Here is a 4,204-nt window from a genome sequence, read left to right on the forward strand (position 1 = left end):
GGGCAACGCAGGACCTGGTGGATCCTGGGCGCCATCGTGGTTCTCATCATCGTGGCGTGGGCGGTGCTTGGCAGGCGCGCCGCATAGATCAATGCGATCAGGGCGCTGATCGCGGATCAGACAACCGACTGGTGCGGCCTAAAAAAAAGTAACCCGCCAGCGCCAAAGCATGGACCAAAGGAAAGAACAACACGAAGCTGTCTAAGGCTCCGCCGAGGCGCAAGCGCGGAGGGAGCATTCCCAAGATCACGCCCGAGACCACTGCCCAGCCAACAGCAACCACGCGTGGTGACCGCAACACGGGGAGTGTCGCCTTAGCCACGGCCAATCCGTACACGAGGATCCCTGCGACCCCGCAGATAACCTGCTCATCGGTGTTCGTAAAAAGGAATACCTGGCCGGCAAAGACAGCCATCGAAAGGACAAGCGCTGCGATGGCGATCATTCTGGACATGATTACTTTCCGCTTGCCTGTAAATGGGAAAAGACACCCCGGACGACTTCTGCGGAGTATACGGCTGGCTTCGACTCCCCATGATTACCCACCATGTCCCCGCCCCCGACCGACACGCAAAGGTCATCAGCCGGTTGGCGGAGGTCGTAATCCCCACCCTGATCCGGTGAGCCTGCCGGCATCACCGGGCCTCGCGGGACATGGACGAGAACGTACGTGTGGTACCGGAATACGACGGAGCTCCCGGGCGGAGAGCCGGACACGGGCAGCAGGCGGCTCGAAGCACTAACCCGCCCATCGTCGCCGAACAGCCGTGCCGTCGTTAGCTCCCGCCCTGGCAGTCCGTCACCGCACCAGCGCAGGCGGACGTAGACATTCAGCTCTCGCCGTCGGATGACACGCGCGTAGTCAGTGTCGGAGTCAAAGTCGAGTCGAAACCAGTCAAAATCACGGATGCGATAAAGCGCGCGGGCGTCCACTGTGGGAATGGACATGACATCGACGGGCGATGCGCGAACGGGGCGCAAGGTGCCCATCGGTACCGTGCAACCGGCCGAGGCTGCAGTCATTGCCACGACGAGGAGAAGAAGCCTGCTACGCGTGGCGAACGTTGACTCCATCTTCGCGTGACCCCTTGGACCGGCATCGTTGCGTCACGGTGCCATGTCCGACGGGTGAGCGATGGGCGAATTCGGTGAAGTCCCTGCGCCATGGTTGGGGGGTGGTCGATCTCGCCCGCGCCCGGTGACGCCATGAGACCAGTCTGCGAAAGCGGATAGCTCGTGCGCACCGGCATACATGCCCAGTGCAAGTGGGTATTACAGGACGGGGCTTACGACTGGCGCATTCGACGATTTCGCGTTCAGGGCATCGAGATGCGCCTTCGTTTCGGCAAGCGTCGGGATGCCCAACGCCTCGCGCTGGGCCTCGGTGACGGCGGTCGGGTCCATCGGTGACATTTCCCATTTGCCAGTGGACGTGTCCTTGAAGAACTGGGTTCCATACCACTGTGGCTTGCCGCGCTTGACCAAAATCCGATCCCACGCCTGTGCTGTCAGCACCTTCGCATCCTTCTTTGAGCTGTCGAGGCGAGTGGCCGTCGTGGCCAGCGCCAACGCCAACTCCGTATCCTCGACCGCATCGCCATGCTGGAAAATGAGGGCAGCGTTGAAATAATCGTCGGCGGTGCGCACGTCGCCGGCTTTGAGAATTTCGGTCGCGCGGGCCTTGCGAGCGGCATCGCGCTTTCCGACGACGGTCCAGTCAATCTTGTTGGAGCCGGCAGCGCGGTCCGACTGATCCGCTTCTTCGAGCTTCTGCAATTCCTGATTTGTTGACGCAGCGATGCAGGCTCCTAGCGGAGTCGAAGACAATAGCGCTACGAGAATGACTGACCGGAGTTTCACGTGGCGGAGGACGTTCATCGTAGTGTTTGAACCTCTTGTCTAGAGCGGCTGAGTGGACGGATGTCTTGTTCCGCGTTGCGTATCAACGCGATGGATTGCGTCACTACTTCGCTCCAGCAGCGCAAGGCGAGCCTTAAGCATGTGTTGTCCCCAAGGAGCGCCCCCCGTCGACCGCCAAAGGACCTGCCGAGCAGTTCCAAACGGTGAGATGAAGCCCATACGTCCCATACTCAAACCTCTGCAGATAGTCTTCCGCCTTATCCAGCGCCCGCTCATCACCTGGATCTAGCAGCCGCGTTGAGCCACAGGACGCCGGTAGATGCCTGGCCTCACCTGCCAGGCATGCTATGCCCGTGCTGCTGGCTCACCGCGTGCTGATGATTCTGTGTCTGCGCCTGCGCGGACAGATCGACGTTGACCTCATCGATTTTCTGGCTGCTCTGCTCTACCGGCGTCTGTATCGCCGGTACGGTGTCAACGCTCGCGACGTTGTTCAGGGTCTTGGGAATGATCACGTCCGCGACAAACACCTGAGAGCCGTCGTCACTCAAGGCCAGCGTATCGATCTTCCTCAAACCGCCCTGCTTCGCCGCGACGGTCAACGCGGCGGCCAGGTTCTCGCTACCCTGGTCCGGCGTTCGGCCGTGTTTGGCGTCCAACGCGTGCACGTGCGTTTCGGCCTGACGAAACAGCGCGTGGTCGGGATGGGCGGCATGGTTGAGCATGACAGCGGCCGACTTCGTGGCCTCCAGCTCGTCACGCACATTGCCCTTGGCCTCATTGGTCCCATAGATCATGCCGGGCGTACGCCAATGACCATCGGCGCCCTGGGTGTAAGCATGGCCGTCCGACGCGTCCCGTATAGTTTCAGGCTGCTTCAGCGCATGGGTGACAGAGTCGGGCATGGGTCCCTGCGCTTGCCATCCGTTCCGCTCGTACGCGTCCGCATAGTGCTGGGCGATGCCGCGAGGTGAGTCCGCGAGATTGGCCGCGATCGTCGCCTTCGCTGACTGCTCCAGCTCCGCGGCGCGTGTCGGCGTGGCCGTCTCGGTGTGCGAACTCGTCATCCCGTGTTCGAGCACCTGATCGGTGACATGGCGGGACCATGCGTGGGTCTGAGGGTCACGTACCCACGGCGCATCCACGACGCTCGCGGTATCGTGCGGGCCCGGGCGCTGAGCATAGGGATCGGCCGGCGTGTTGTTGTGTGCCAGCGCCAGATCCACAGCCGTGCACGAAGCCTTGTAATTGAGCGTATTCGTTAAGGACGCATCGGCAACGTGCTGCTCGCGACCGAAATACGGCGCACCGTTGGCCGCGGTCTTCATCACCGTCTCGGTGTGGGTCCAACCGCTGTCAGGGTGCGCAGGGTCGTAGTGCCAATTCTTCCCGCTCGCGTCGGCCTGGTTATAGATCCGATGGTTGTCGATCGCGTTGGCGATCTTGTCGCCGGCGACGGCGCCACCTATGGCGCCCACAGCGCCAAACACAACCAAGCCAGGACCGGACTCGACACCCGCCAGCGCCGCTGCGCCGCCGACCGCTTCGGCACCCGCCACCATGCCCAGATTCCGGCCGGCGAAGTGAACCAGCTCGGATTGCCCGCCCGTGACGTTACCTGCGTGAAGCAAGTCGGAGGTCTTGCTGGCGGTGTTAGCCGCGTCATAGGCGACTGCAGCGACACCTGCCACCTCCAGGCCCCTGGCTGCCAAGCTTGGGCCGGCTCGTCCCGCGAACGCCGTCTCTCTCTCGAGCCCTTGCGATTCCTTGACGCTCTCCAGGGAGGGCGGCCCGCGAGGTGCCTGACGCTCCATGACGGGCGAGGAATGCTCGACAKGCTTTGCCGCGCTCGCACTGGCCCCGGACAGCCGTGCCGCCTCCTGCAGGGACCAAGCGTTGCTCGCCGAGGTCATTTGGTCGGCGGTGAGTTGTTTGAACTCGGTGAGGGAATGGCCGAATACGGATTGGTTAGCCGCGTTATATCCCGAGGCCACGTAGACCTTCGCGCGAAGGTCGCCCACGCTGACCAGATGCGCGCCGTTGACACTCGCGGATTCCGCCAGGGACTTCTCGAGCTGCTGGAATTCAGCCGCCGACTTGCTGGCGAACGCCAGTGGGTCGGGACCGAAGGAGCGCATGGGATAACCGTTTGTCACGGCTTCGGGATACTGCTGCGCTGTAGGTAGTTCGAAGGTGCTGAAGCCTCGTCCCAGGGGCGCATTCTCGACGAAGGCCACGAACGGGCGGCCGCTGTTCATTGCGTTGTGGAGATAGGGGGAACTTCCGGCGTTCCACATTATGTCCTGGAGGGCGCCTTCGACGTCCTTACCGTAAGGTTCAATGC

3 protein-coding genes are annotated in these 4,204 nt (G+C 62.4%); all 3 read right to left on the reverse strand.

Annotation, left to right across the window (positions count from 1 at the left end):
- Nucleotides 1-97: 97 nt before the first annotated feature.
- Nucleotides 98-454, reverse strand: coding sequence for a hypothetical protein (locus AC1DSN_RS19160; RefSeq protein ID WP_477299018.1), 357 nt, complete (start codon nt 452-454; stop codon nt 98-100).
- An 818-nt stretch (nt 455-1,272) separates the two neighbouring features.
- Nucleotides 1,273-1,776: a hypothetical protein gene (locus AC1DSN_RS19165; protein ID WP_477332257.1), complete on the reverse strand. Its 504-nt coding sequence runs from the start codon at nt 1,774-1,776 to the stop codon at nt 1,273-1,275.
- A 413-nt stretch (nt 1,777-2,189) separates the two neighbouring features.
- Nucleotides 2,190-4,204 (reverse strand): XVIPCD domain-containing protein (locus AC1DSN_RS19170; RefSeq protein WP_477332259.1); only part of this gene is annotated, 2,015 nt, incomplete at its 5' end.

The sequence above is a fragment of the Luteibacter sp. P4_D7_3 genome (assembly GCF_056401735.1).